This is a genomic window from Sediminibacterium sp. FW305-C-269, from assembly GCF_058231045.1.
In genome coordinates this window covers 160,267-182,102 of record NZ_JBIQXQ010000003.1, presented here as the reverse complement: position 1 = coordinate 182,102, position 21,836 = coordinate 160,267, and the positions used below count along the sequence as shown (strand labels likewise).

The window sequence follows — 21,836 nt, the reverse complement described above, 5'->3', positions numbered from 1 at the left end:
CTGAATCCATTTCGTGGGGCAGAGAAAAACAAAGATTCCGTATAGAACAGATGAGCAAGGAACTGACGAACAAGGATCGGAGTAATCACTACCTCATCTGTTCCTTGCTCATCTGTTCATCTGTTCAACATTCCCTACCGATAGTCCTCTTCATTGAACTCATCCCCTTCCTCATCCATATTAAAAGAACCCAGGTTCATCATACTGCCCATCAGGTCTTTGAATTCGATCTTACCGTCGATCATTTTTTTGCTGATCATGGAATAGGTGGACAGGCCGTGCAGTACAAATTCCATCAACAGGGCATTTTCCTTTTCATTGGCATGCGGAAAATATTTTTTCACGAAACCATATAAACCATCCACTTTGTAGAGGTTGGCGATCTTGTCGCCGTCTTTCATATCCAGCAGCAGGTCCAGGTGATTGCCTGCATCAAACCAACGGGTAATGGTCTTATAGGGATTCTCGGGTTCCTTTTCCTCTACCGATCTTTTACCGGCACTTCTTTTTTTCTTGAGTTGCTCGGGATTGGGGAAATATTGTACGAACTGCGTGCGTATGGCTTTATCCAACAGGTTAAGTGCTACCTGGTAAGGTCCTTCCTGTTCTCCCTCGTACACCAGTTCAATTTTACCGGTGATAGACGGAATGATGCCCGAAAGATCGCTGATCCATACCTGTGTCTCCTCCTCATTGTGAATGATGGCACGGCGTTCCGCACTACTCACAGCATTTTCGTAAGCCGCGATGGTCAGACGCGCACTTACCCCGCTTTTCTTATCCACATACTCATTCGACCTGGCTTCAAATGCCGCCTGTTCTATCAACCGTTTTACCAGGTCGCTTACCGCCACCCTTTCTTTCTGTACTTCCAGCACATCCGCTTCCTGTTCGGTGATGGCCAGTGAGGTTTCAATGTCTTTGGGATAGTGGGTCAATATCTGGCTCTCGATACGGTCTTTCAACGGGGTAACGATGCTTCCCCGGTTGGTATAATCTTCGGGGTTGGCAGTGAATACGAACAGGATATCGAGTGGCATCCGCAGCTTGAAGCCGCGGATCTGGATATCCCCTTCCTGCAGAATATTGAACAAAGCCACCTGTATCCTTGCCTGCAGATCAGGCAATTCATTGATCACAAAAATGCCCCGGTTACTCCGGGGGATAATGCCGTAGTGGATCACTTTCTCATCGGCAAAACTCAGTTTCAGGTTAGCCGCTTTGATGGGGTCAATATCGCCGATCAGATCGGCCACACTTACATCCGGTGTGGCCAGCTTCTCACCGTAACGCTCAGCCCGGTGGATCCATTGGATCGGGGTATCATCACCATGCTCCGCTATCAGGTCTTTGGCGAATTTGCTGAGTGGGTTCATGGGATCGTCGTTCACTTCACTTCCTGCCACCACGGGTATGTATTCGTCAAGCAGGTCCACCATCTGGCGGGCCATGCGGGTCTTGGCCTGTCCGCGCAAACCCAGGAACAGGATATTGTGGCGACTCAACAACGCGCGCTCCGTATCCGGTATCACCGTGTCCTCATACCCCAGGATACCTTCAAATGGGTTCTCCTTATTACGAATACTTTTGATCAGGTTATCCCTGATCTCTTCTTTCACCGATCTTGGCCGATAACCGCTTTTCTTCAGCTGACCAAGGGTCTTTATTTTTTTGATGTCCATAATGCTTTGTTTTACTGAGGGGCGAATCGTGAATCGTGAGTGGTGAATGGGAGTAAAATTTACTACTCACGACTGACAACTCACGATTCACGCCTAATACACCGTTCTCCGTTTGCCGCTTTCAAAATCTTTGAAGATGAAAGCGCCCAATTTATCCAGTGAGGCAAAAAATGCTTTGCCGTGATTGGTCTCTGTGAATTCCTGAACAAATTTCTGCAGATAAGGATCTGATGCGATCATGAACGTGGTGATCGGGATCTTCAGCTTCTTACACTGGGCCGCCAGGTTGATACAACGGTTCACCACTTTCCTGTCCAGACCGAAACTGTTCTTATAATACCGCCCGCCGATCTTTAAACAGGTAGGTTTGCCATCGGTGATCATAAAGATCTGTTTGTTGGGATTCTTCCTGCGGCGCAGGATATCCATTGCCAGTTCCAGGCCTGCCACGGTATTGGTATGATAGGGTCCCACCTGCAGGTAAGGCAGGTCTTTGATCTCGATACTCCATGCGTCGTTACCAAATACAACAATATCCAACGTGTCTTTCGGGTATTTGGTGGTAATGAGCTCACTTAATGCCATGGCCACTTTTTTGGCCGGTGTGATCCGGTCTTCCCCATACAGTATCATGGAGTGTGAGATATCGATCATCAATACAGTGGAGGTCTGTGTTTTAAAATCCGTTTCCCGGATCTGAAGGTCATCTTCCTTCATCGAAAAACTCTCGACTCCGTGGTTGATCTGCGCGTTGCGGATGCTTTCCGTAAAATCGATCTGCTCCAGCATGTCGCCGAACTGAAAGGGCCGGGTATCGGAATTCTGTTCATCCCCCTGTCCCGGTTTGAATGTCTGGTGATTGCCCTGCTGGGTCTTCTTTAGTTTCCCGAAAATTTCCTCCAGGCTTTTCTTGCGGATGGTCTGTTCCGATTTACCGGTAATTTTAAAACTTCCATCGATCGGATTCTCCTGCAGGTAACCGTTCTGTTTGAGGTCATCAATAAAATCACCCATGCCGTATTCGTCATTGGTGAGCTGGTATTTCCGGTCGAGCTGGTTCAGCCAATCCAATGCCTCCGATGCATCGCCATTGGTATAGGTGAGTAACTGCATGAAAAGGTCGAGCAGTTGCTCAAACCTGCTTTTATCGTTCTCGTGTGGATTAAAATGTACAAACCGGTGTCCCCGCATAACTGTAAACTACAAAAAAGATGAGTACTACAATAATAACGAAGATGCCCGGCATTGGTTTGCGGGATAGGAAATAAATCCGGCCCGTAAAACAGAAAGCCCGGGAATCCCGGGCTTTCTGTCATTGATCATGAAATGTTATTTTTGAGTACTGTCAGCAGATCCTTTCGGCGCCATCAACTTGCCGGGTATCTGGATACGCGGATTGTACACACTCTGCATCTGTTCAAGCCCCTGTATGTAGTTCTCTGCCATACGCTTTTCGTCGGCCATATTCTCTCCTTTCTGTCCACCCAGAGAATTGTAGTAACGCACCTGCTGCTGCAGGTCTTTCTTCACCGATGCAGCTACTTTATTGGCCAGGGTGGTGTCTTCTGCCATATAACAGGCCTGCAGGAACAGTAATGATGTACGGTTATGCATGTTTCCGCGACTGGTCATACCATAATCAAAATTACCGGCGCTGGTCAGCATCTTGTCGGCTTTCTCCAGCACTTTGCGGGCTTCCTCTTTACGGTTTTTTGCAGACAGATCCATGGCCAGGTCTGCATAGGCAGTCCGGATGGTACCCAGGTGGCGACGGTTCTCTTCGTCAAAGTATACTCCTTTCACATTGGCGTTACCAAAAGCAAATACATTCATGGCTTTTTCTTTCATCCAGTCTGTATTCACATGACTGTTCTCCACAGGCACCAGGCGATAGGTCAATCCATCCCGGCGCAGGTACTGGTCAAAGCCAAGGTCAGCAGAAGGTCCTGTAAAATAGATCGGGCGATGCCATTTGTTGGCGGCGATGATGTTCAGCAGCGCGAGGTCATTTTTCACCAGCGCATTCTTCGGTATGTCGAAACGCAGTTCGCTCACCACGCTATCACTGGCATTAACGGTACCGTTCTTGAGCACGAAGGCCTTATCAACCGGAACGGATACTTTCTTAACGGGATAGGTGTTCAGTCCCTCACCGTTCCCCCTGTCGTCCATCTTGGCCGGATCATCGCTGCCTACATAATTCTTCATGAGATCATACAGGTCGTAATAGGTGTTCTCCGGAATGCTTGGCTGCGGGCGGTACAGAACATAATCGCGTTTACCCCCCTCGATCTGTTCGGTCGTCCAGATCACATCTACAGGATCACTCTGGTTCACTTTGTAACGGAGTTCGTTGATGTACCAGTCGATACCCAACAAACTGAAGTTCACCACACGAACATCCGGACGGATGCCTTCCACTTCCTGTGCATACCAAAGCGGGTAAGTATCATTATCGCCATAACTGAAGAGGATGGCGTTAGGCGCACAGCTTTCCAGGTAGTCTTTAGCGAGGTCGCGCGGCAGTTCTTTTTTGCTGCGGTCATGGTCATCCCACTCCTGCTGCGCCATCACTACGGGAACCGCCAGTAAGCAGATCACCGTTGCCAGCGAGGCCGCAGTTGCCTGCGATAAGCCCTTCGTCAGCCAGTCGCGTACCTTTAGCACCCCCAATCCGATCCATACGGCAAAGGCATAGAAACTGCCCACATAAGCGTAATCACGCTCACGTGGCTGGTAACCCGCCTGGTTCAGGTACAACACAATGGCCATACCTGTGAAGAAGAAAAGTAACAGATTAATGATACCATCATCTCCCCTTTTCTTGAACTGGTAGAACATACCCAGCAGGCCAAGTATGAAGGGCAGGGCGAATAATTTGTTATTCGCCTTATTGTTTTTGAGGCTGTCAGGCATATTGCTCTGGTCGCCATAGATCATGTTATCAAAGAAAGAGATACCGGTGATCCAGTTACCGTCACGCACATTTCCGGCGAACAGTCCCTGGTTGTCGTTCTGCTTACCGGAGAAGTTCCACATGAAATAGCGGAAATACATCCAGTAGGTCTGGTAACCCATAAAGAACTTCACGTTATCGGCCTGCGTGGGAGCCCTTTCGTATTTGCCTTCCCGGGTTTTGTTGATGCCCAGGTAGTAAGCATAATAATCGGCATGGTTCTGGTCGTTGCTGGGATCCCATACACGGGGCAGCACCATCTTATCTTCTGCAGCATATACGTATTTACGGTCCTGGCCCAGCTCAATGTATTTATCATGCGATTTCTGGTAACGCATACCTGTATTCTTCACGTCTATCGGGTCAGCTGTAAATTTCTGTCCGTAGAGCAGCGGGAAGTCTCCGTACTGGTCGCGGCCCAGGTATCCCACCAGGCTGATCGGATTATCCACGTTGTACATGTCAACCGAAGGATTGGCATTACTGCGGATCATGGTGGTCACATACGTACTATAGCCTACCAGCATGAAGGTGAAACACCAGATGCCGAGTCGTAAATAGGCCCATGCTTTTTTGCTGGCATATTTCAAACCGAACCAGATCAGTACAGCTACCAGTACAAAGAAGAAAGTGAAACCGGAGAAGAACGGCAGTCCAAGACCGTTCACGAAATAACGGTCAAAAGTACCGGCCAGTTTTACTGAATACTGAATTACGCCTACCTGTACGATACCAGTGATCACGCAACCGATGGCAAAGAAAATATAGATCCCGCCATAATAGGCTTTTTTGTCCTTACCCCATTTTTCTACCAGGAAGAGCAGACCAATAGCCGCCAATACGCCTACCAGCATCAGGCCTGCCATGGTACCATCCATAGGTACATTATCAGTAGACTCGGCAGAGGCGCTGATCAGTGCGCCGATTACGGCAAGAACACCTCCTATCGCCACTAAGCGAAGGAACCATTTACGCACTGTTTCATATTGAAAAGATTCTCTTCTGCGGAAATAATACACCATGACGATCGCAGGGATGGTCAGCAGGTTCAGCAGGTGAACGCCGATAGACAATCCCATCAGGAAAAAGATGAACACGATCCAGCGGTCCGCACCGGGTTCATCAGCATGGTTCTCCCATTTCAGGATGGCCCAGAAAACGATAGCAGTGAAGAAGGATGACATGGCATATACCTCGCCCTCTACAGCACTGTACCAGAATGAATCACTGAAAGTATAGGCCAGGGCACCTACTGCACCGGCTCCCATGATCGACCAAACCTGGCCCATGGTAAGGGTATCGCTGGTCTTAACGTTGGCGATACGCCTGGCAAAATGGGTAATGGTCCAGAACAGGAATAAGATGGTGAAGCCACTGGCCAGGGCACTCATGATGTTCACGGCTTTGGCGGCAGTGAGCGGATTATCACCGAACAGAATAATGAAGATACGGCCCAGCATCACAAACAGCGGGGCTCCCGGAGGATGGGGTATCTGAAGTTTAAAACAGGAGCTTACAAACTCACCACAATCCCAGAAACTGCCTCCGGCTTCCGTGGTCAGGATATAAACAGTACAGGCTATCAGGGCTACTACCCATCCAACAAGATTGTTGATCTTCTTAAACTGCATTTGTTTTGGTTTTTTAAGACTGGCAAACATAACTTTTATATCGTAAACCGGGAAATGGAGATGGGGGTTTGCCCTATTTTAAGAAAACCTTAGGGTGAGGGTACCCGGACCGGGGAAGGGAACCGAAAGCCCCACCCAAACTGCTAACTTTCCTATCTTTGCCCCCTCTATGGAAAAAAAGCGGACCGTTGCCTTTCACACACTGGGTTGTAAACTCAATTTTTCAGAAACTTCCACCCTCTCGCGTATGCTGGAGAATGAGGGTTTTGAGAAGAAGGAGTTCGATGACCAGGCCGACGTGTACGTGATCAATACCTGTTCCGTCACAGACAATGCCGATAAGGAATGCAGGCAGCTGGTGCGCCGAATCCAGCGCAAGGCACCGGAAAGTTTTGTGGTGATCACGGGCTGTTATGCCCAGCTGAAACCCAAAGAGATCGCTTCCATACCGGGGGTTGACCTGGTACTGGGCGCTGCCGAGAAATTCAATATCGCCCAACATATCGGCGAACTGGCCAAGGGCGATGCAGCCCGTATCTGCAGCTGCGATATTGATGAAGTGAGCGGCTTTAATGCCTCTTTCTCGCAGAACGACCGTACCCGGACCTTCTTAAAAGTGCAGGATGGCTGTGATTATAACTGCTCCTTCTGCACCATCCCTATGGCAAGGGGAAAAAGCCGCAGCGATAATGTGGCCAATGTGGTGGCCCATGCCGAACAGCTGGCGGCTGATGGCGTAAAAGAGATCGTACTGACGGGCGTTAACCTGGGCGATTTTGGCAAAGGACCCGATGGAACCATCAAATACGACGAGAACTTCTTTGACCTGGTAAAAGCACTGGATCAGGTGAGCGGTATTGAACGTTATCGCATTTCATCCATCGAACCCAACCTGCTCACTAACGAGATCATCACATTCGTAGCCAACAGCAACAAATTCATGCCGCATTTCCATATTCCGCTACAAAGCGGAAGCAATGAGATCCTGAAGCTGATGAGAAGGCGGTATAAAAGAGAGCTCTATGCAGAACGTGTGGCACTCATCAAGACCCTGATGCCGCATTGTGCTATCGGCGTGGACGTGATCGTAGGATTCCCGGGAGAAACCGATGCCCATTTTACAGAGACCTTTGAATTCCTGCATTCGTTGGATATCTCTTATCTGCACGTATTCACTTACTCCGAACGCGACAATACCAAGGCGCTCGATATCAAACCTGTAGTGCCGATATCTGTCCGCAACGAACGCAATAAGACCCTGCGTAATCTTTCCTACATGAAGATGCAATACTTCACCAACCAGTTCACCGGACAAACCCGGAAAGTACTGTTTGAAGCTTTTGAGAAAAATGGCATGATGGAGGGTTATACAGACAACTATATCCGCATCAGCACACCGTACCGGAAAGAATGGGCGAATGAAGTGGTGGAGTGGAAGATGTGAGGAATCGTGAATCGTCAGTGGTAAGTGGTGAGTAGGCAATTGTGAATGGTGAATTGTCAATAGGGCTGCCCATTCACAATTCACTATTCACAAAGACAATACCCAGTCCTCTATTCTCTCACGACTCAGGATTGACGACTGACGACTCACCCCTCACGACTATATCGGCGATAAAAATTCTGCGGGGAACTCGACCACCATCACCTGGCCAAGGCTTTCCAGTTTCACATAGACCTTCTTGCGGCCACCACGTATAACGGTACCTTCATTACCCATGAACACGCCGTGGTTCACTTTGATACGCATTTCTTCTTTGTAGCCTTCCTGGGAAAGGATGGAAATGCTCGCGTCTTTTTCTGCAAGGTATTTTTTGATGAGGTCAACTTCCTCGTTTTTGATCACAGCCGGTTTACCCAGGTAGTATACAAAATTGAGCACTCCGTCCGTCATAAGTACTTTGGAGCGTTCTGTGTCGTCAATATGAACGAATACGTAGGATTTGAACAAAGGATCCTCGATCACTTTTTTACGGTCGCTCCACTGACGTTCCACTTTCTGCAGTGGGCACCAGCTTTCTATCCCCTTCCTGACCAGTGCGGCATCTATCTTTTTTTCCCAGCGGGGTTTCGTGTATAAAGCATACCATTTTTTTTCAACTTGCATCGCAGTCAGCCAGTTTAGTATTGCAAAATACAGTAATAATTTTCAGGTGTCCGTTTTATTTGGCAACCATCTGCACTTGTGAGTGCGCCATTTGGCTTACGATCTTCACACTCTCATCAATATGCATATCGGTCTTTAAAAACTTCAGCCAGGCCTGGTAACGCTCTCCTTTTGACGGGTCGGGATTGTTATAAAACTTATCCTTATCGGCAGCCAGTGCTGATACGTTCAGATCCTGCTTTGCTTTTAACAATGCATTATTCTGGTTCACAGTAGACATGATCTGCTGCTGACGGGCTTTGTATTTTTCGAGATTCAGATCAATCGGCAGTTCAGCATTTTTAGCCAGCCACTGCAGGTTACTCTTCAACAGGTTCAGGGATGGATTACTTTGTAGCCTTTCATTTTCTTTTTTGGCGAGGCTCTCCAGTCCAAAATCGTTACTCCAGGTCTGGTAACTCAGCTTGGGTATTTCGTCGTAAGGCAGTGCACCGGGATTGTCTTTTTCACGTCCCTTGTAATATTCCAGCGCATCGGGTAAGACAATATCCGGAGTCACCCCTTTTAATTGGGTGGATCCACCATTGATCCGGTAGAATTTCTGGAAAGTAAGGGTCATCGCCCCCATATCGGTACGGCCGCTGAACAGGTCGTTGCGGTTGCCGAACGGAACCTGACGCTGCACCGTGCCCTTACCATAGGTTGAAGTGCTGCCGATGATCACACCACGTTTGTAGTCCTGTATGGCTCCGGCAAAGATCTCGCTGGCAGAGGCGCTGAACTCGTTCACCATCACTGCGAGGGGACCATCATACAGAACCGACTCATCGTTATCCCTCCAGGTATTCTGGTCAACCCGGCCGCTTCTTTCCTTAACCTGTACCACGGGTCCGCTTTTGATGAACAGGCCCACCATTTTCACCACTTCATAGAGGGAACCGCCGCCATTGCTGCGGATATCGATCACAATTCCTTTTACGTTCTCGGCTTTCAGCTTTTTCACTTCTTCTGCCACATCTTCCGAGCAGTGATGGCCACTGGCATCTTCAAAATCGGAATAAAAATCAGGGAGGAAAATATATCCGATCTTATCATTACCGTTCTGGATCACAGCGCTTCTGGCATATCTTTCATCTACCACCACTTCCTCTCGGATCATGGAAACCACTTTGATGGAACCATCCTGTTTCTTGATGGTCAGTCTCACTTCTGTTCCCTTATTGCCACGGATCAGTTTTACCGCATCGGTAGTTTCGTAACCGGTAACATCCACAGGTTCCTCTTTGCCCTGCGCCACTTTGGTAATGATATCATTCACCACGATCTCGCCCGATTTCCAGGCGGCACCACCCGTAACCACGGCGGCTATCTTGATACCATAGTCATCTTTCTGCAGTGTGGCGCCAATGCCATAGAATTTGCCGCTCATATTCTCATCAAAAGACCTTTTCTCCACCGGCGGAAAATAATCGCTGTGCGGATCCATCTGGTTGGTGATCACATTGATGAATGAGTTGAAGCGTTCATCTTCCTTGAATGTCTTCTGGATGCGTTCATAGGTCTCATTCATGATCTTGAGCACTTTCTCGCGCGATTCCCGTTCCAGTGTACTGTCGGCTTTCACCACGAAATCCTTCTGTCCTTTGTTTTTCTCCCGCTGTGCCAGCAGGTCGGCATACCTTTCCAGGGTATAATATTTCAGCTTCTTGCGCCAGCGTTCTTTTCGTTCCGCTTCGGTACTTGCATAATTCAGCTTGTCGCCGTTCAGTTCCACGGTCTCATCAGTAGTAAAACTGAAAGGTTTCGCAAGTATCTCGCGGTAAATGCCCATCACATCCCTGATGCGCTGATCGTACACCGCACTTACGGCAGGTGCAAACTGGATAGGGGCCGTTTCATGGATCTCATCATCGATGCTGTTCTCGTATTTTTTAAGGGCGGCAATATCAGACTGGAGAAATTGCGACTTATCGCCGTCCAGGTCTTCCAGGTATTTTTTGAATACCTGCCGGGAGAAATCGTCGTTGATAATCTTAGGGCTATAATGCTGCTGCTCCAGGATGGAACCTACGGCGTTCAGCAAACGCTGTTTCTGGGTGACCAGTATATCTGTAGACCCGATACCAGAAGTCCTGAAAGCAAAGAACAGGCCGCCAAACAATACGATGGCCGCCAACAATAACCCTTTTCTACTCTTCATAAAATGCGTAAATTTTTGCATGACTGTTCCAAAAATAGCCTAAAAACCGGTTGAGGAACCAATACTTATCCCAATTAACAAAGGTTTTGATGAGCGGTTCAGAAAAAGATTGTGTAAAATGACGTTCAAGTAATCCTGAATTTTCCTATTTTTGCCGTCCCAAAAACGGAGAGCGTAGCTCAGTTGGTTAGAGCGTCAGTTTGTGGCACTGAAGGCCGTGGGTTCGAGACCCATCGTTCTCCCTCTGTAAAACCTATCCCGCCTTAAGGCGGGATAGGTTTTTAAATTTAAAGACATGAGCTACGGCCTGGTACTGATTCCCCTGATATCTGCTTTTATTGGCTGGTTCACCAACTGGATCGCCATCAAAATGTTGTTCCATCCCAGGGAGCCTAAAAAGATACTCTGGTTCACCCTGCATGGCATTTTTCCCAAAAGACAACGGCAATTTGCTGAAAAACTGGGTAAACTGGTCAGCGCAGAACTGCTGTCGTTCAGCGAGATAGAATCCAGGATCACCCACCCGGAGAATCTTAAGAAGATCATGCCGCATGTAGAAGGCCATATTGACCAGTTCCTGCGGGTAAAACTGGCCGAACAAATGCCTGTGATCAGCATGTTCATCGGCGATAAGACCATTAACGAGCTGAAATCGGTATTCCTGGCCGAACTGGAGACCTTATTCCCCGTTCTGATGAAAAACTATATGGGAACCCTGCAGGAGCAGCTTGATCTGGAAAAGATCGTGATCGAGAAAGTTGCCGGTTTTTCCTCAGATAAACTGGAGCAGATCCTGAACAGCATCATGGCAAAAGAGTTCCGTTTTGTTGAGATCCTTGGCGGAGTGCTGGGATTTGTAATTGGTTTATTACAGATTTTGCTGACTTCTTTGTAAGAATTACCGATTAAAAGGAGGAATCACCGACAATATCGATAGTTCTACCCCCCATGCACCAACTTTATCCATTCAAAATTGTCTTATTACCGCTGGTGTAATGAAAAAAGGGCATGGCCCTATTGCATCGCAACTTTGCATTATATAATTATAAAAGAATCATGAGAAAATTATTTACGATTGCCATTTTCAAACTCCTCGTTATCACGGCTTTTGCCCAGATGCCCGGAGCCATGCGCGGCGGAGGCAACTCCCAAAGCATAAATATTGGCCATTTTTACGGTAAACTGGTAGATAGCAAGACCAATAAGGGACTGGAATCTGTTACCGTTCAGCTGGTAGGCAACCGTTTTGATACGGCCACCAAAAAAATGAAAGAAGCGATATTAAACACTCTGATCACTAAGGCAAATGGTGATTTCAGCTTTGATAACCTACCCATTTTCGGTAATTTTAAATTGAAGATCAGCGCTTTAGGTTATAAATCGGTGGAAAAGCCCATCAGTTTCGGCATCAAAATGCCACAGGGTGGTGCAGCCAATGGCGGTAATATGCAGCAGATGCTGGCCATGGCCGATAAGGACCTGGGTAATATTAAAATGGAAGAAGACGCCACCAACCTGGGTAATGTAACCGTTACCTCTTCAGCCAAGCCATTACTCGAACTGGGGATCGACCGGAAGATATTCAACGTAGACAAAAACCTGGTCAGCTCAGGCCAGACGGCTACCGAGATCATGAAAAGCATCCCCTCGCTGAACGTGGATATCGATGGTAACGTAACCATGCGTAATGCCAGCCCTACCCTGTTTATCGACAACCGTCCTACCACACTTACGCTTGACCAGATCCCTGCCGATATCATTGACAAAGTGGAGCTGATCACCAACCCTTCGGCCAAGTTCGACGCTTCGGGCGGTAATGCGGGTATCCTGAATATCGTACTGAAAAAGAACAAAAAAACAGGGTACAACGGCGGTATTAGAACGGGTATCGATTCACGCGGCAAGCTGAACCTGGGCGGCGACCTGAACCTGCGTCAGGACAAGATCAACTTCTCGCTGAGTGCCAATTTCAACCAGCGTAAATCCATTTCAGACGGGATCACCGACAGAACTAACCTGCTGTATACCCCCAGCAGCGTGTACAATACCAGTAACGGCGTCAACACCGGATATTTCGGTTTTGCACGTGCAGGACTGGATTTCCTGGTCGACAACCGTAATACGATCTCAGTAGCAGGTAACTTCATGAGAGGACAGTTCGACAACGAACAGACACAACGGGTCGACTCTACCATCAAGTCTGTATTCACTTCCTATAACCAGATCAGCACGAACAGCAGTGCGGTTATGCGGAACGTAGGAACCCAGATCAGCTACAAACACAATTTTACCAAGAGCGGGCATAACATCTCTGCTGACTTCAACTACAACTCCAGCAATAATGAGAACAATGCCAATATCGGTACACAGACCTATAACAGCAACGGCGCAACCAAAGGACAGGCTTTACTCCAAAAGACATTGGGCAGCGGCGCCACCAAGAATTATATCGTCCAGGCAGATTACGAGAACCCGCTGAGTGATGACAGCAAACTGGAAGCGGGTGTAAGAACAGCCATCAGGGACTTCCATAACATGAGCGATCAATACCGCTATGATTACAGCAGCAGCAGTTATAACCTGGTTCCGGGCATCAGCAACAAATATAAATTTTACGATCAGGTGTCGGCAGCTTATGCTACTTACAGCTTCAAAGTGAAAAAATGGAGCTACCAGTTAGGTTTCCGCGCAGAAAGCTCCAATTACACCGGTACCCTGCTGAATGCCAAAGGACAGGATTCAGCTACTTTCAAAGTGAAGTACCCGTTGAGTTTGTTTCCCAGTGCGTTCATCACGTATAAGATCAACGACAAGCAGGACCTGCAGCTGAATTATTCCCGTCGTGTGAACCGTCCTAATTTCTTCCAGTTGATGCCGTTCCCCGATTATTCCGATCCGCAGAACATCAACATCGGTAATGCCGGACTGAAGCCAGAGTTCACCAATTCATTCGAGGTTTCTTACAACAATGCGTATACCCGTGGTGCCAATTTCCTGGCTACTGCTTTCTTCAAGCATACGACAGACCTGATTACCCGTTATGTGTACAGGGATAAAAATGGACTGGTAAGTGGCGATAGTGCTTATTTTAACACGTATATCAATGCTGATTACAGTTATTCTTACGGTCTGGAACTGACCAACAAAATGGCGTTGACCAAATGGTGGGATTTTACCGTGAACGTAAATCTGTTCAACTCACAGATCAATGCAACCGTACCCGGCCAAAGCCTGAGCAATTCCATGGTGAGCTGGTTTGGTAAAATGAACAATAACTTTAAAATAGCCAAGGGCTGGTCTGTTCAGTTCAGTGGTGATTACCAGGCAAAATCTGTATTACCTCCAAACTCCGGTGGTATGGGCGGCCGTGGTGGTGGCGGTGGTGGTATGATGTGGGGTGGTCCGCAATCTACCTCGCAGGGTTACAACCTGCCCCGTTATGGATTTGATATGGCTATCAGAAAAGACTGGACATGGAAGAACGGACAGAGCGGATCCCTGACTCTGAGCATGAATGATGTGTTCCGTACCCAGGTCTTCAAATCATACTCCGAAAGCACTTTCTTTACCCAGACCAGTGAAAGAAGAAGGGACCAGCAGGTACTCCGTCTGAATTTCAGCTACCGCTTTGGTAAGTTTGATGCAACCCTGTTCAAACGCAAAAACACCAAGGCCGACCAGGGTGGAGGAATGGAAATGATGCAGCAGTAGAATTGAAAAATACACTAATCAAAATATCTGAGCCGTCCTTTTGGGCGGTTCTTTTTTTTGCGGACCGGTCAGGTTTTGCGCAACTGTCGTTTCATGGCCAGCATACCCAGCAGCGGGCCTGCGGCAAGTAGCAGGTAGAGATACCGGGAAGGAAGATCATCGCGCAGGTAATTGAGGGTTTCGATACTGAGAATGGTGATGGTAAAACCGATAGAATTGGTGATGGTAAGCGCTGTACCCCGGACTTCAGGTGAAATGGAACCTGCTACCAACGTAGAAAACTGCGGAGAATCCGCCACCACAGACATACCCCATACCAGCATCAGCAACAGGAATACCCGGAAAGGTAATTGAAAAAAGAACGGCGATAACAAACAGCAACTTGCGGAGATCAGCAGTGCCAGAAATGCGGTTCTCGCACTGCCCCAGCTGCGCGAAAGATAACCGCCCATAACACAGGCCGGCGCACCAATGGCTATCACGAGAAACGACAGCAACGCAACAGGCTCATTTCCCTGGTCGTTATGAACCGAAAAATAAGTGTGAAATACGGAAGGTACAAAGGCCCAGAATGCATAGAGCTCCCACATATGACCGAAATAACCAAGGGCTGCAGACCGGAAATCTGCATTACGGAATATCTTCAGCAACACTGCCGGATCGAAGCCGTTGCTTTTGCTCCGGTAGGGTCCATCTGGTACAAACAACCCTATGATCCACGCACCTGTTACTGACAGCAAAGCGCTTATAGCGATCACCCATTTCCAGGAGAAACTGGCTGTGTATACATGTACCAGGTGCGGAAATGCCGTACCCAATACCAACGCTCCTACCAGCCAGCCCAATGCGGTGCCCAGTCCCTGCTGGTGATGGTCGGCAGCGATCTTCATGCCCACGGGATAAATGCCTGCCAGGAAGAAACCAGTGGCAAAACGCGCCAGCATCAATGAGGAAAAACCTTCCGCTACAAATACAGAAAGATTACACAAGGCAGCGGCAAGCGCACATACCACAAAAACACGCGAAGGAGAAAACCTGTCTGAAACCGTAAATACCGCGAACAGCAAAGTTCCCGTTATAAAACCCAATTGTACGGCAGACACCAGGTGTCCTAGCACTTCGGTGGGCAAGGCAAAATGCCGGATAATATCGTTAATGACCGCATTCCCTGCAAACCATACAGAAGTACAGGCAAACTGTGCTGCCACAATAAAAGGAAGTACCGTTACTGATCTTTGCTTTTGCATAGGGAAGATATGGGTGTTTCCTTTCAGCCGCAAGGCAGAAGTCGATAAGTTACGGATTCTTACCTGTGAGCATGGGTACAAAAGAGAACAGATCAAAAGCCTCTTCGCTCACAGTTCCATCTTTCTGTTTGGTTAAACGAAGCATGCGTTGCGAACCTCCTTCATCCAATGGTATCACCATCAAACCGCCGGGTTTTAACTGTTCCACCAGCTTGGGGGGAATTAAAGGGGCAGCCGCAGTAATGATCACTTTATCAAACGGTGCATAGGTGGGTAACCCTTCAAAACCGTCTCCGAAAAAGAATTTGATATTGGGGTACTTGCTTCGGAAATAATATTCTTTCTGCAGATCGTATAATTTTTTCTGGCGTTCAATAGTGTACACCCTCGCCCCCATTTCGGCAAGTATGGTTGCCTGGTACACACTGCCTGTACCAATCTCCAGCACTTTGTCTCCTTTTTTTACCTGCAGCAACTGAGTCTGGTAGGCTACCGTATAGGGTTGAGAAATTGTCTGACCGGCCGCGATCTGAAAAGCCCGGTCCTCATAAGCGATTTTATCAAAAGCCGAATCCAGGAAATAATGGCGGGGTATGGTATTGATGGCATCCAGTACGCGTTCATCCGTGATGCCTTTTTCACGCAGCAGGTCAACGAGTTTTTTCCGCAGCCCCTTATGCTGGTATGTATCTTCGTATTTTCTCATAAACACTACGAATATACTGCATAGTTGGCATGTGACAGGTATAGAACCCATGCTGTGAACAGAAACTGTTGAGACACAAAATTAACCCACATTGAATCAATGTTCTACAAGAATAAAATGGCTTATGGAACGGCTGGTTCGCATCAGAAACCAATCATGTAAAAAGCACAGATGACTGAGAATTCAGCACATCTGTGCAATGATAAATTATAGTAGCCGCTATTACTGCAGGTTCATATCCGCAATGATCGCCTTGATCTTATTCTCCAGCATAGCATATGTGCTGTCGAAGTCCTCTTTTCGTTTCAGCTGCGTGTTCACACTGAAATAAAATTTGATCTTGGGTTCGGTACCCGATGGCCGGGCCGAGATCTTGGTGCCATCTGCCGTTACAAACTGTAACACATTGCTTTTGGGCAGTTCTATCTTCCAGCTTTCACCGGTTACCAGGTTGGTGCCTTTCTGCAATTCATAATCCAGCAATGTGGCCACCTGTGCTCCGGCTATGGTTTTGGGCGGATGGTTACGGTAACTCTCCATCATATCTGCGATCTCCTTCTGCCCATTCATTCCTTTTTTGGTAATGCTGATCAGGTTTTCGTAGTAGAAACCATATTGGATATACAGTTCTATCATCTTATCGAAAAGTGTTCTGCCCTGGTTCTTTTCGTAAGCAGCCATTTCGCACATCAGGGCCACAGCACTTACTGCATCTTTATCGCGGATCTGGTTACCGATCATCAGTCCGAAACTTTCCTCACCGCCGATCACGTAGTTCTTCTGTCCATCCAGCTCCTTGATCTTTTCGGCGATCCATTTGAACCCGGTGAGTACATTGTAGCAGGCCACTTCATTCTGCCTGGCCACTTCATTGATCATTTCGGTGGTAACGATCGTGGTGATCACCATATCATTGGGCTGTGCGATGCCTTTGGCCTTTCTTGCCTCCATCAGGTAACTGAAAGCCAGCACGGCGGTCTGGTTGCCATTCATAAGCACCCACTCGCCTTTGTGGTTCTTGACGCCAATACCCACCCGGTCGGCATCCGGGTCTGTGCCCAGTAATATATCCGCATCCAACTCCCTGGCTTTTTTCAGACCGATGCTCATGGTCTCGCTCTCTTCGGGGTTTGGATAATTGACCGTAGGAAAATTACCATCAGGTGTAGCCTGCTCTTCCACAATGGTCACATTGGTAAAACCAAAACGCTTCAGCACTTCTGGCACCAGCATGATACCGGTACCATGGATCGGCGTATATACGATCTTAAGGTCTTTCTGCCGGGCAATCACATCCGGATAAACACTCAGGCTTTTCACCATATCCAGGTAGGCATCATCCATTTCCTTACCGATGAGGGTGATATTGGCATCACCACCGCTCCATTTCACTTCATTCACATTGGTGATGGCTTCCACTTCCCTGATCACATTCTTATCGTGCGGCGGTACCAGTTGCCCGCCATCGTTCCAATAAGCTTTATACCCGTTGTATTCACGCGGGTTATGTGATGCTGTGCAGACCACCCCTCCCTTACAACCCAGTTTCCGGATGGCAAAACTGAGTTCCGGTGTGGGCCGCAGGGCTTCGAACAGGTATACTTTTATACCATTGGCGGCGAACACATGGGCAGTGGTCTCTGCAAAAAATCGGCTGTTGTTGCGACTGTCGTGCGCTATGGCCACTTTTATCTGTTCGTTACCATATGTTTTTTTCAGGTAATTGGTAAAGCCCTGCGTGGCCATGCCAATGGTGTATTTATTGATACGGTTGGTACCTACGCCCATAATACCACGTAAGCCACCGGTACCAAATTCAAGGTTCCGGTAAAAAGCATCTGCCAGCTCATCGGGGTTCTCTTTCTGTAATTGGGCAATGGTGTCTTTTGTGTCCTGGTCGTAATGTCCGTTTACCCAGACATTGATCCGCTCCTGAATGGCAGCATCCATAATACTAAGTTTAAGTGAAGGTTCTTTTTACTGACAAGTTTATGAATATTTTTTGCATTTTCAGCCAACTGCAGAGGTTCTGCCTGATTTGCGGTGGCTATGTCGGCCTATGCTACAAAGATCATCGGGTAATATCAGCCGTTATTGTATATAAGCACCCGTCAACACCCCATTCTCCACTTCCACCTGGATATGCTCCTGCAGTGTAGTGGCCACAGACAAGCCCACATAATCGGGGTTAATGGGAAACAGTTTGTGCATACGTTCCACCAGTACCAATGTCTGGATACTTTTGGGGAAGTACTCCAGTAACGGTTTGAGTGCGTACAGTAAAGTGCGGCCGCTATTGGTAACATCATCCGTGATGACCACATGCAGGTTATCGAGAGATACCTTCTCATTCAAGGTGATTTCTATCGGGTGTTTCTTATCCATGGTCAGCGAGAGTACTCTGATCTCGTTACTGATATAATTTTTTAGCAGTCCTGCTATTTTCTCTGCGATCACGGTGCCACTGTTCCGGATGCCGATCAAAACAACCGGCTCCGTATCTCCGTTCAGGCTTTCGGCCAGTTCCAATGTCATCCGGTGCAGCTTCTGTTCTGCCGCTTCCCGGTTCAGTATGTATTTCTTTGCTGCCATAATCAGGATTTATCAGTCAAAAGTAACAACAATAAAACCAACCCACAATCTCTTTGCAACTCGTCAATTTGTTATCTTAGCAAAATAAGCGATTACTATGCACTATCTACAGCAAATCCTGTTTGTGCTCATTTCCGTGGCAGCCGTTTGGTTATTTGCCAAAAAAGCAGGCGAGATCAAAAGAAATATTCTGCTGGGCAAAAAAGAGCAGTTGAACGACCAACCCGGTAAGCGCTGGAGTAACCTGCTGTTACTGGCATTTGGACAAAAAAAGATGTTCAAGAACCCGCTGGTGGCTTTCATGCACTTCCTGATCTATGCCGGTTTTATCATCATCAACCTGGAAGTGCTGGAGATTGTGCTGGACGGTATCCTGGGTACCCATCGCCTGTTTGCCCCGTTGCTGGGCGACCTGTATAACTGGCTGATCAACGCATTCGAATTCCTGGCAGTTGGCGTGATCGTTGTTTGCCTGGTATTCCTCAGCCGGAGAAACCTTCTGAAACTGAAACGCTTCCTCAGCAAGGACCTGAACGGCTGGCCCAGGAGCGATGCCAATTATATCCTGTTCACTGAGATCATCCTGATGTCTTTGTTCCTGACCATGAACGCCGCCGACCAGGTATTACAGTCCAGGAGTAGCGAACATTATCTGCAAACAGGTTCTTTTGCCGTTTCCAGTCTCATCAGCCCGCTGTTCTCCGGTCTGAGCGATGGTAGTCTGACAGCTATCGAACGCAGCTGCTGGTGGCTGCACATTGTGGGCATTTTCGCTTTCCTGAACTACCTGCCTTATTCCAAACACCTGCACATCATACTGGCATTCCCGAATGCTTATTTTGCCCGGCTGGAGCCCAATGGCAAAATGAAGAACATGCCCGAAGTGCAGAAAGAAGTGCTTTATGCCATGCAACCCGAAACCGTACCCGCCGATGCGGTGCCACCTGCACATTTCGGCGCGAAAGATATTTTTGAACTGAGCTGGAAAAGCCTGCTGGATGCCTATAGCTGCACAGAATGTGGCCGATGCACCGCTTCCTGCCCGGCCAACCTTACAGGGAAACAGCTGAGTCCCCGCAGGATCATGATGGCCACCCGCGACCGCATGGAAGAGGTTGGCCGCAATATCAACCAGCATAAATCGTTTGTAGCCGATAACAAAACACTGCTGCATGATTATATCAGCGTGGAAGAACTTCGCGCCTGCACCACCTGCAACGCCTGTGTGGAAGCCTGCCCGGTAAGTATTTCTCCGCTCGACATCATCACCGAACTGCGCCGTTCCCTGATTATGGAAGAAAGCAATGCTCCGCAGGAATGGAACAGCACATTCAGCAATATCGAGAATAACTTCGCCCCCTGGAAATTCTCACCGGATGAACGGGACAAATGGGCGGCAGAAACAGCCTAGGGAATATCGAATATTGAACAAGGAATGTTGAATAATGAATGATACATTGAACTGTTTCGATATGCGGGCTTGATCTTTAAGATTGAAACGTATCTTATGAAACTCTCCGACTTCCCTTTCTCCATCACCGACTTTGCTGATATCACGCCGGAGATCAAACCGGGCATTACGGGGTTTGCGGAATGGAGAACGTTTTACCGAGACGATGTCAGGATCCGGCAGGTGACCTACTCACCTGAATACCTGGCAGACCACTGGTGCAGCAAGGGACATATCATTTTCTGCATAGAAGGCTCCATGGAAACTGAGCTTGCCAACGGCAGCAAACATACCCTTAGCAAAGGGCTTATTTACACGGTGGGCGACAATAGCGATGCGCACAGAACCTATTCAAAACAGGGCTGCGTATTACTGATCGTTGATTAGATAAAACGCCTGATCAAATGGCTTGTAACCAGGCCAATTTCTTACATTCATTACATTCTGTTGTATGCAAATTTCAGCTACATTCGTATAAATCTTTCGGATATGAAAGTGAACACCATGGCAGAGATGATGGCAGCAGGAGAAAGTCCCGATATCCTATTCTGGGTGGGCTGTGCCGGCAGTTTTGATCAGCGTGCGCAGAAGATCACCAAAGCTTTTGCTGCCATTCTTGATAAAGTAGGTTTCAAATATGCGATCCTCGGAAAAGAAGAAGCCTGCACCGGCGACCCCGCCAGGCGTGCCGGCAACGAATTCCTGTTCCAGATGATGGCTTACCAGAACATCCAGGTGCTGAACGGTTATGGCATCAAGAAGATCGTGACCACCTGTCCGCATTGTTTCAATACGCTCAAGAACGAATATCCCGAACTGGGTGGTAACTATGAAGTGATCCACCATACCACTTTGCTGCAGCAACTCATTGACGAAGGACGGATCAAACTGAAAGAGGGCGGCAGTTTCAAAGGAAAAAAGATCTCTTACCACGACAGCTGTTACCTGGGCCGTGCCAATGATATTTATGAAGCACCCCGTAAAGTACTGGAAGCGCTGGATGCAGAACTGGTGGAAATGAAACGTTGCCGATCCAATGGCCTTTGCTGCGGTGCCGGTGGCGCACAGATGTTCAAAGAGGATGAACCAGGCGATAAACGCATCAACATTGAACGTACGGATGAAGCGCTGGCAACGGGTGCCTCTTTCATTGCCTCAGCCTGTCCTTTCTGCAATACCATGATGACCGACGGTGTCAAGAACCGCGAGAAGGAAAATGAAGTGGCCGTTCTGGACCTGGCAGAAATGATCGCTGCAAGTATGGAATAGGTTTCTGAAAGCTTATCGGCATACACAAACACAATGACTACCTATGTTCGCCCGAAAAAATTTTAGCTGGAAAAAATGGCTGGCGATCACCGCATACATGTTCGCTGCCACCCTGCTGATCAGCTGGCTTCTATCGTTGTTACTGAAGGAAGCTCCCGAAACCAGGGCACAGCTTTTTACCCGTTCTGCCATTGCCGCCAGGCTGTTGGCTGCGGTGCTTAGCGGTACCCTCCTGAGTTTTATGCGTTTCAGCCGCAGGCCCTGAATCCTCTATGGAACAGCCTG

General features: G+C 48.1%; 16 protein-coding genes and 1 tRNA gene. 8 read left to right on the top strand and 9 right to left on the bottom strand.

The annotated features are described in order from the left end of the window. Nucleotides 1–134: 134 nt before the first annotated feature. From ACH3Y6_RS10720 to ACH3Y6_RS10710, 3 genes are all read right to left on the bottom strand, one after another. Nucleotides 135–1,682 carry a sigma 54-interacting transcriptional regulator gene (locus ACH3Y6_RS10720; RefSeq protein ID WP_490835609.1) on the bottom strand — a complete coding sequence of 516 codons (1,548 nt, stop codon included), beginning with the start codon at nt 1,680–1,682 and terminating at the stop codon, nt 135–137. A gap of 93 nt (nt 1,683–1,775) precedes the next feature. Then, nucleotides 1,776–2,873 (bottom strand): vWA domain-containing protein, encoded by a 1,098-nt coding sequence (locus ACH3Y6_RS10715; protein ID WP_490835608.1) that lies wholly within the window; start codon nt 2,871–2,873, stop codon nt 1,776–1,778. A gap of 138 nt (nt 2,874–3,011) precedes the next feature. Further along, the gene (locus ACH3Y6_RS10710) at nt 3,012–6,269 is read right to left on the bottom strand and encodes a protein O-mannosyl-transferase family (RefSeq protein WP_490835607.1); all 3,258 of its coding nucleotides are present in this window, start codon (nt 6,267–6,269) and stop codon (nt 3,012–3,014) included. Between the two features lie 169 nt (nt 6,270–6,438). Here ACH3Y6_RS10710 and mtaB point away from each other — a divergent pair, with 169 nt between their 5' ends. Beyond that, entirely contained in the window at nt 6,439–7,713 is a 1,275-nt protein-coding gene (mtaB, locus tag ACH3Y6_RS10705) for a tRNA (N(6)-L-threonylcarbamoyladenosine(37)-C(2))-methylthiotransferase MtaB (protein ID WP_490835606.1), read from the top strand. A 159-nt stretch (nt 7,714–7,872) separates the two neighbouring features. On the opposite strand, the gene ACH3Y6_RS10700 is transcribed toward mtaB, so the two are convergent. Together ACH3Y6_RS10700 and ACH3Y6_RS10695 are read right to left on the bottom strand one after the other, a co-directional pair. After that, nucleotides 7,873–8,376, bottom strand: coding sequence for a UpxY family transcription antiterminator (locus ACH3Y6_RS10700; protein ID WP_490835605.1), 504 nt, complete (start codon nt 8,374–8,376; stop codon nt 7,873–7,875). Between the two features lie 55 nt (nt 8,377–8,431). After that, on the bottom strand, nt 8,432–10,576 hold the full coding sequence (locus ACH3Y6_RS10695) for a carboxy terminal-processing peptidase (protein ID WP_490835604.1): 2,145 nt from the start codon (nt 10,574–10,576) through the stop codon (nt 8,432–8,434). A 168-nt stretch (nt 10,577–10,744) separates the two neighbouring features. Here ACH3Y6_RS10695 and ACH3Y6_RS10690 point away from each other — a divergent pair. From ACH3Y6_RS10690 to ACH3Y6_RS10680, 3 genes are all read left to right on the top strand, one after another. Next, nucleotides 10,745–10,818: transfer RNA gene (locus ACH3Y6_RS10690), tRNA-His, on the top strand. Between the two features lie 53 nt (nt 10,819–10,871). Then, nucleotides 10,872–11,471, top strand: a complete 600-nt coding sequence (locus tag ACH3Y6_RS10685) for a DUF445 domain-containing protein (protein WP_490835603.1) — start codon at nt 10,872–10,874, stop codon at nt 11,469–11,471. Nucleotides 11,472–11,632: 161 nt separating this feature from the next. Further along, entirely contained in the window at nt 11,633–14,287 is a 2,655-nt protein-coding gene (locus tag ACH3Y6_RS10680) for a TonB-dependent receptor (protein WP_490835602.1), read from the top strand. Nucleotides 14,288–14,355: 68 nt separating this feature from the next. Here ACH3Y6_RS10680 and ACH3Y6_RS10675 read toward each other — a convergent pair whose 3' ends face one another. The 4 genes from ACH3Y6_RS10675 to ACH3Y6_RS10660 all read right to left on the bottom strand — a co-directional run bounded on the left by ACH3Y6_RS10675 (nt 14,356) and on the right by ACH3Y6_RS10660 (nt 18,832). Continuing rightward, nucleotides 14,356–15,534, bottom strand: a complete 1,179-nt coding sequence (locus tag ACH3Y6_RS10675; RefSeq protein WP_490835601.1) for an MFS transporter — start codon at nt 15,532–15,534, stop codon at nt 14,356–14,358. A 49-nt stretch (nt 15,535–15,583) separates the two neighbouring features. Beyond that, nucleotides 15,584–16,240, bottom strand: a complete 657-nt coding sequence (locus ACH3Y6_RS10670; protein ID WP_490835600.1) for a protein-L-isoaspartate(D-aspartate) O-methyltransferase — start codon at nt 16,238–16,240, stop codon at nt 15,584–15,586. 222 nt (nt 16,241–16,462) lie between these two features. Next, nucleotides 16,463–18,190 (bottom strand): phospho-sugar mutase, encoded by a 1,728-nt coding sequence (locus tag ACH3Y6_RS10665; protein ID WP_490835599.1) that lies wholly within the window; start codon nt 18,188–18,190, stop codon nt 16,463–16,465. A 141-nt stretch (nt 18,191–18,331) separates the two neighbouring features. After that, entirely contained in the window at nt 18,332–18,832 is a 501-nt protein-coding gene (locus ACH3Y6_RS10660; RefSeq protein WP_490835598.1) for a phosphoribosyltransferase family protein, read from the bottom strand. Nucleotides 18,833–18,929: 97 nt separating this feature from the next. On the opposite strand from ACH3Y6_RS10660, the gene ACH3Y6_RS10655 reads away from it, so the two are divergent. From ACH3Y6_RS10655 to ACH3Y6_RS10640, 4 genes are all read left to right on the top strand, one after another. Continuing rightward, nucleotides 18,930–20,243 carry a 4Fe-4S dicluster domain-containing protein gene (locus ACH3Y6_RS10655; RefSeq protein ID WP_490835597.1) on the top strand — a complete coding sequence of 438 codons (1,314 nt, stop codon included), beginning with the start codon at nt 18,930–18,932 and terminating at the stop codon, nt 20,241–20,243. A 96-nt stretch (nt 20,244–20,339) separates the two neighbouring features. Beyond that, complete coding sequence (locus ACH3Y6_RS10650) at nt 20,340–20,669, top strand: DHCW motif cupin fold protein (RefSeq protein ID WP_490835596.1); 330 nt, start codon at nt 20,340–20,342, stop codon at nt 20,667–20,669. A 102-nt stretch (nt 20,670–20,771) separates the two neighbouring features. Continuing rightward, the gene (locus ACH3Y6_RS10645) at nt 20,772–21,551 is read left to right on the top strand and encodes a (Fe-S)-binding protein (protein WP_490835595.1); all 780 of its coding nucleotides are present in this window, start codon (nt 20,772–20,774) and stop codon (nt 21,549–21,551) included. A 43-nt stretch (nt 21,552–21,594) separates the two neighbouring features. After that, a complete protein-coding gene (locus tag ACH3Y6_RS10640; RefSeq protein WP_490835594.1) occupies nt 21,595–21,816 on the top strand; it encodes a hypothetical protein in 222 nt (73 codons plus the stop codon). Nucleotides 21,817–21,836: the final 20 nt, after the last annotated feature.